This window comes from Mesorhizobium sp. M4B.F.Ca.ET.089.01.1.1 (genome assembly GCF_004022605.1).
Taxonomy (GTDB): Bacteria; Pseudomonadota; Alphaproteobacteria; order Rhizobiales; family Rhizobiaceae; genus Mesorhizobium; species Mesorhizobium abyssinicae.
The window spans coordinates 1-6,395 of the sequence record NZ_RZOS01000341.1 but is presented as its reverse complement, the minus strand read 5'-3'; the positions used below and the strand labels follow the sequence as shown (position 1 = coordinate 6,395).

Annotated in this window: 4 protein-coding genes; 3 read left to right on the top strand and 1 reads right to left on the bottom strand. The window is 64.9% G+C overall.

The window, feature by feature from the left end:
• Positions 1–119: 119 nt before the first annotated feature.
• The 3 genes from EN780_RS40790 (at position 120) to EN780_RS24960 (ending at position 5,422) form a co-directional block, all read left to right on the top strand.
• Positions 120–2,453 (top strand): CHAT domain-containing protein, encoded by a 2,334-nt coding sequence (locus EN780_RS40790; RefSeq protein ID WP_128275612.1) that lies wholly within the window; start codon positions 120–122, stop codon positions 2,451–2,453.
• A gap of 445 nt (positions 2,454–2,898) precedes the next feature.
• Positions 2,899–3,672, top strand: coding sequence for an NAD kinase (locus EN780_RS24965; RefSeq protein ID WP_127285901.1), 774 nt, complete (start codon positions 2,899–2,901; stop codon positions 3,670–3,672).
• A gap of 193 nt (positions 3,673–3,865) precedes the next feature.
• Positions 3,866–5,422 (top strand): DEAD/DEAH box helicase, encoded by a 1,557-nt coding sequence (locus EN780_RS24960; RefSeq protein ID WP_189556710.1) that lies wholly within the window; start codon positions 3,866–3,868, stop codon positions 5,420–5,422.
• A gap of 75 nt (positions 5,423–5,497) precedes the next feature.
• Here the strand turns inward: EN780_RS24960 and EN780_RS24955 are convergent, their stop codons facing one another.
• On the bottom strand, positions 5,498–6,094 hold the full coding sequence (locus EN780_RS24955) for a hypothetical protein (protein WP_127285899.1): 597 nt from the start codon (positions 6,092–6,094) through the stop codon (positions 5,498–5,500).
• Between the last annotated feature and the right edge of the window lie 301 nt (positions 6,095–6,395).

The window sequence follows — 6,395 nt, the reverse complement described above, 5'->3', positions numbered from 1 at the left end:
GGTTTTACCAGCCAGTTGCTGGATGACGGCGAGCGCCGAACCGGCCTGCAGTCTGTCAGGCTAAGCCTGCAGGGGCTGATGCCAACGGAGACGAATTCCGCACTACAGGGCTTGGGCATATGCGCGCCAAAACTGTCATCCTGATTGTTCTCGCCGGCATGTTGGGCGTGCTTGCGGTGGTTTTCGCCAACAGCTGGCTGGCCGACCAGCGGAGTGCAATGGCACCGATGGCCAATGCGCCCGTCACCGCGACGCCGACAGAGAACGGGGCGAACGACGGCGGCTATGACAGCCCACCGGCCGGTCTTGGAAATGGCGGCTCGGGCAGCGGCGGTGGTTCGGCCGGCGTCGGTTTGGCCGCCGGCGGCAGTTCGGGCAGCGGCGGCGGCGGTTGGGACAGCGGCCAGGAGCCGTATCCGATGGACGTGGCTCCGGAGACGAGCGAGGCCGAGGAAGCCGCAGCCTACGAGGCATACAAGCGCGAGCAGGCCCAGCGCGAGGCCTATGAGCAACAACTGCGGGCACAGGCTGAGGCGCTCAGGGCCGAAATGGAGCGCGCCGCTGAAACCGGCAAGGCCTCGGCCCCGGACCAGCCGTCGACGAGCGCTGGCCCCCCGCCCGCCGGCAACACCGAGATCGATCCCGGTGACGGCCTTCCGCCCCTACCCCCTGATCCGGCACCAGCCTCAGCCCAGGACCAGCCCTCGACCGGGCCGGTCTTGGTTCCTTCTGGCGGCGCGGAGGTCGATCCCGACGATGGCAACCTTCCACCCCCGCCGCCCGCTCCGGAGCCGGCCACGGAGCAGGTCGTCCGGCACCCGGCCATCGATGCGCCGGACGAGGTGGTGGCGGGTGACGTCGTGACCGTATCGATCGCGTTGGCCGAGGAGCAATTGACGCCAGAGGTCAAGGTGAAAGCCGCACCCGGCACTACGGTGACCGCGGACGGCGCACTGCGCATGGCGATGCCCGCCGGAACGGAGCAATGGCCGATCGACATCGATCTCTTCGCCTCGGGCTTCGATCTCGCCGATGGCGGCAAATGGAGCCGGGCAGCCACGCTCTATCGCGAAGGCGACAGCGATTTCGTCCGCTTCGAGCTCAAGGCGCGGCCGATCGGCCAGGACAGCAAGCCAGGCCAGTTCATCGCCCGCATCTACAGCGCCGGACGTTTCCTCGGCTCGGCATCGCGGCCCGTCACCATAGCGCGAACGCGGATACCCGCTCCCGGCGCCGAAACCGCCACCCCTGCCCCGACAATGCTGCTCGCCTCGGCGCCGAGACAGCCATTGACCGGCAGTATCGACCTCAACGGCGCCGGCGACGTGCCCGATCTCGACGTCACCATCCTCTATGACGATCCGAGCGGCCTCGGCTCCGGACAGATCATCATCCATTCGCCGCATCTGGCCGGACCGGTGACTGACAGTTTCTCGACGCCGCCGGAGATGGCGGCATGGCTGGAGTCCGAATACCAACGCCTGCTGCAGCTCGGCCTCAGCCTGCGCGGCGCGGTTTCGTTGCAGCAGCCTGCCGCAAGCAATGACCCGGAAGCGCAAAAGCGCTTCGTCACGCTCGCCGCCGAAGGCTTCGGCGATGTGCTCTATCGCGACTATGTGCCGAAGGTGTTCAAGCATGTTTTCTGGTCGTTGCGGGGCAAGGGCGAACTGCGCTCGATCCAGATCACCTCGAACAGCCCGACACTGCCCTGGGAATTGATCCGCCCGCGAAGCGACGACGGCGCGACGCAGGACGGCTTCCTCGGCATGGGCTATCGGCTGGCGCGCTGGGCGCCGCGCAGCATGTCCTCGCAGGTCGACAATCCGCTCGACCGGCTGGTCTTCACCGGCGTTGCGGCCGTAGCCCCCTCCTATGCCGACAAGCAGTCGCTGTCCTTCCAGCAGGTCGAGATCGAGGCGCTCAGCAAGCTTTCCGGTTATCGCCGCTTTGACGGCGATTTTGTCTCTTTCGAAAGGCTCGTCGGCGAGGTCTCGACCGGCTTCATCCATTTTTCCGGCCATGGCGAGGTCAACCAGCCTGGCAGCGGCCGACCGGTTTTTGCCATCGACCTCGTCGATCAGTCGCTCGATCCCGACACCTGGCGCGCGCTGGTCGCGGCCGCCCACGGTACAGGCAATCCCTTCTATTTCTTCAACGCCTGCGACAGCGGACGCTCGCAGATGTTCGGTGGCTTCGTGCAGGGCTGGGGACCTGCGGTGCTGGCGAGCGGCGCTTCCGGTTTCATCGGCGGCATGTGGCCGCTGACCGACCGCGCCGCGGCCGCCTTCTCTGCCGATTTCTACGGCGGCATCACCACCCGGCTCAAGGACGGGCCGGTCTACCTCGCCGAAATCCTGCAAGGCGTGCGCAAGCGCTTTTACGAAACGGGTGACCCGACCTACCTTGCCTATACTTTCTACGGCAACGCCAATCTTCAGGTCGTGACGCAGTAGGAGCCGGAAGCGCGGCCACGTGGGATAGCGATCTTACAGCGCTCTTTGCGGACAGGGCATACCGGCGGTGTCACCGCAACGCGAGGCCGTCGGCTGGGGCCGGGAACTCATATCTTCCGAATGCCGTACCAGTTCGGCGAAGACCAGGGCGAAACTTCCCAGCATCAGGAAGACGATAATCATGCGTGTCACCGGCAATAGACAGGTCTCGACTTGCTGGCCCCCGCCAACCCATCCACTGCCGGCTAACATGGCCCATCCGGCTTTACGAGAGCTTAAGCTTCGTCTTAACCATCACGTTCGGCCATCCGGCGACACAATGCGCGAGCAACTGCCTTTCATTGCCGTCCTGTGCCGCCCTTTGCAGATGCGGGCGGCCCATGCTACCCCGGCGCTGGCGCGGTCCGGAAACGGGCCACCGCCAGCCGCTCGTCATCGGGAAGCCATGAGCAAAGCCGCCAGCCATTTCGCCTTCGTCTCGTCCGACACCGCCGACGCCAAAGCGGCGCTGGAAAGCCTGTCGTCGCACTATGGGCAGACATCGGTCGAAGAGGCCGAGATTGTCGTCGCCCTCGGCGGCGACGGCTTCCTGCTGCAGACGCTACGTGACACGATGAGCACCGGAAAGAAGGTCTACGGCATGAACCGTGGCACCATCGGCTTCCTGATGAACGAATACCGCGCCGGCGGCCTCGAGGAGCGCATCGCCGCCGCGGTCGCCGAGACCATCCGTCCGCTGGAGATGCTGGCGGTGACGCATGAGGGCGAGACCGTCTCTGCGCTGGCGATCAACGAAGTGGCGCTCTGGCGCCAGTCCTACCAGACGGCCAAGATCCGCATCACGGTGGACGAGCAGGTGCGGCTCGAGGAGCTGAACTGCGACGGCGTGATGATCGCGACGCCGGCCGGCTCGACCGCCTATAACCTCTCCGCGCACGGCCCGATCCTGCCACTCGACGCGCCGCTGCTGGCGCTGACGCCGGTCAGCCCGTTCCGTCCGCGCCGCTGGCGCGGCGCCCTGCTTTCCAACAAGGCGACGGTGCGCTTCGACATACTCGAAGCCGAAAAGCGGCCGGTGAACGCGGCCGCGGACCATACCGAAGTGAAGGCCGTGGCCTCGGTCACGGTGCGGGAGTCGCCGACCGCGACGGCCACGCTGCTGTTCGATCCCAACCATTCGTGGAACGAGCGCATCCTCGCCGAACAGTTCCGCTACTGAGCCGGCGCCAGGACAGGGCCTCGATTAAGCATCGCGATTAAGCTTACGTCTTCACAATCGCAGCATTTCCGGCCGTTTCTGTTGACAAATCGTGGGCTTGCGCCTAACTCCAACGCCGATCTTGCAGGCGCGCGGCGCCTGCCGCGACGGATACCGTTGCGCTTCCCCCTGTAAAAGCCAAAGACAGCCAAACTTGTCCTCAGACACCCAGACTGCTCAAGAAGCGTTGACATTCGCGGACCTCGGCCTTTCGCCGAAGGTCCTTTCCGCGGTCACCGATGCCGGTTACACCAAGCCGACGCCGATCCAGGCCGGCGCCATCCCGCATGCCTTGCTGGGCAAGGATGTGCTGGGCATCGCCCAGACCGGCACCGGCAAGACGGCATCCTTCGTGCTGCCGATGCTGACCCGTCTCGAGAAAGGCCGCGCCCGCGCCCGCATGCCGCGCACGCTGATCCTCGAACCGACGCGCGAGCTTGCCGCGCAGGTCGAGGAAAACTTCGTCAAATACGGCAAGAACCACAAGCTCAACATCGCGCTGCTGATCGGCGGCGTCTCCTTCGACGAGCAGGACAAGAAGCTGGAGCGCGGCGCCGATGTGCTGATCGCGACCCCCGGCCGCCTGCTCGATCACCGCGAGCGCGGCAAGCTGCTGCTCAACGGCGTCGAAATCCTCGTCATCGACGAGGCCGATCGCATGCTCGACATGGGCTTCATCCCCGACATCGAGCGCATTTGCGAGATGATCCCGTTCACGCGTCAGACGCTGTTCTTCTCGGCGACGATGCCGCCCGAGATCACCAAGCTGACGGAAAAGTTCCTGCACGCACCGGTGCGCGTCGAGGTCTCGAAGGCCGCCTCCACCGCGACCAGCATCACACAACGCCTGGTCAAGTCCGGCTCCAAGCCCTGGGACAAGCGCGAGACGCTGCGCAACCTGATGAAGGCCGAAGACGCCGAACTGAAGAACGCCATCATCTTCTGCAACCGCAAGGTCGAGGTCTCGGAACTGTTCCGCTCGCTGCTGAAGTACGATTTCGATGCCGGCGCCCTGCATGGCGACATGGACCAGCGCGCGCGCATGCAAATGCTGGCCAATTTCCGCGACGGCAAGTTGCGCTACCTCGTCGCTTCGGACGTCGCCGCACGCGGCCTCGATATCCCCGATGTCAGCCACGTCTTCAATTACGACGTGCCGATCCACGCCGAGGACTATGTCCACCGCATCGGCCGCACCGGCCGCGCCGGACGCGCCGGTAAATCCTTCACCATCGCCACCAAATCGGACACCAAATACATCGATGCGATCGAGCGGCTGATCGGCAACAAGATCGAGTGGCACGACGGCGACCTGTCGACGGTGGTCGCCAGCGAAGGCGAGGACGAAGCGCCCCGCCGTGGCCGCGGCGCGCCGCGCCGCGCCGGCCGCAAGGACGAGGAACGCAAGGACAGGGGCGAGCGCAAACCGCGCGAGCGCCATGCCCGGCACGGCGAAGACACGCCGGCCCCGGCCCGCGAGGAGCAGCCGGTCGCGGCCGAGGCAACGGTGGCCGATATCGGCGAGCGGCGCGCGCGCAAGGAAGCGATCCGTTCCGAAAACAGCGAGCGCAGGGGCGATCGCAACGACCAGCGCGGCGAGCCGAAGCGGGAGCGCGACCGCCCTGCCCGCCACCGTCAGGAAGAAGACGACGCCACCGTCGGTTTCGGCGACGACATGCCCGCCTTCATGCGGATCGTCGCCAAGGTCTGATCTCTGTTCCGTTTCGACAAAAGGCAAGCCGAGCACTCGGCTTGCCTTTTCTTGTCTGGACGGCCTTGCGGGCCCTCACATCGGGCCGGGCATCATCTTGGTCGGCTTCTCCAGCATCGGGAACTCGGCCTTGTTGCATTTCACGTTCGGGTTGGTCGGGCTGAACACGCCGTTCGGGTTGTCCTTGAGCCAGGCGTGAAGGTCGTAGTGGACGAACTCCTTCGGGATGAGCGGATAGTGTCCCTCCATCGGCCCCATGAATTTCTGGCCGAATAACGAAGGTGCTTCCTTGACGTCCGGTGTCAGCGGCACCAGCCATTCGACCCCGACCAGCTTCAGGCCCTTCTTGGTCGGCTCATAGATCAGCACGTTGGGGCGCATCGGATCGAGTTTCTGCCCGACGCTGGGAACATTGACGAAGTGGATGCCCATGGCGCCCTTCGGATAATCCATCGTGCCGGCTATCTTTTCGCCGCTGTAGTAGACGCAGCCGACAGTCGACAGATAGAGGTCGCGGATGGCGGCGGTGTAGTCCTCGTATTTGGCGAGCGACTTTTTCAAGGCCTCGATGTCGGCCTTGCCGGCATCCTCGGCCTGAGCCGTGGCCGCGCCAAGCCAGGCGCCGATAAGACCCGTCAGAGCGAGGGCACCGAAGCGAACTGTTTTCGTCATGCATTCCTCCCAGATTTTCTGATCTGGCCGTGCAAGACCGAGGCGTCGAACTTCTTGATTGCGCGGCCGATTGTACCGCCCCGTCCCTCTGGAACGGTCCGATGCTATTCCTTTCCACTATCCCGGAAAAGCAGTTCGTTAGAACTAGCTAATTCTTCAGGACGACTGGGTGAACTGAAGGCTGCCAATGTCGGTTCAAACGAAAACGGCCCCCGTGGGGGCCGTCTATACGTTTCGATGCCGAAGGGCTCAGGTGAGCGGCGAAAGCTGGATCTCGACGCGGCGGTTCTGCGCGCGGCCC